Origin of the sequence: Bradyrhizobium sp. PRIMUS42 (assembly GCF_023006515.1) — a bacterium.
Taxonomy (GTDB): domain Bacteria; phylum Pseudomonadota; class Alphaproteobacteria; order Rhizobiales; family Xanthobacteraceae; genus Bradyrhizobium.
Genome location: NZ_JALBGZ010001508.1, coordinates 1 through 546, shown reverse-complemented (window position 1 = coordinate 546; position 546 = coordinate 1). Strand labels below are relative to the sequence as shown.

Annotated in this window: 1 protein-coding gene; it reads right to left on the bottom strand. The window is 65.4% G+C overall.

The annotated features are described in order from the left end of the window. Positions 1-546, bottom strand: a 546-nt coding sequence (locus tag MOV75_RS41345) for a tripartite tricarboxylate transporter substrate-binding protein (protein WP_247008655.1), incomplete at both ends; no start/stop codon positions are given.

The following is a 546-nucleotide window of genomic DNA, read 5'->3' as shown; positions in this document are numbered from 1 at the left end:
CCAGGTGCGCACGTCGTAGCCCTTGATGCCGGCTTCCTGCACCGTCGGGACATCGGGGAGCAAGGCGGTGCGTGCCGGCGACGTCACCGCGAGGCCGCGGATCGCGCCGCTCTGGATTTGCGGGGCCAGCAAAACGGGCGTACCGACGATGACAGGAATTTCTCCACCGAGCAGCGCGGTGATGGATTGTGAATCGCCGCGATACGGCACGTGCACGATCTCGACGCCGGCGGTGGCGTTGAGCAATTCTCCTGCGAGGTGATGGGTGCTGCCGAAACCAACCGATCCGAAACTGAGCGAGCCGGGCTTTGCCTTGGCGATCGTGATGAGCTCGCCCAGTGATTTTGCCGGATAGTCGTTACGCACCGCGATGACGAGCGCGTAGTACACCAGCGTCGAGATCATCTCGAAGCTGTCGGCCGGCTGGTAGGCCAGGCTCTTGTAGGTCGCCGCGGAAATCGCATGCGCGCCGGTGACGAGGCCGAGCGTGTAACCGTCGGGCGCCGCCTTTGCGATCGCATCCGCCGCGATGTTGCCGCCGGCGCC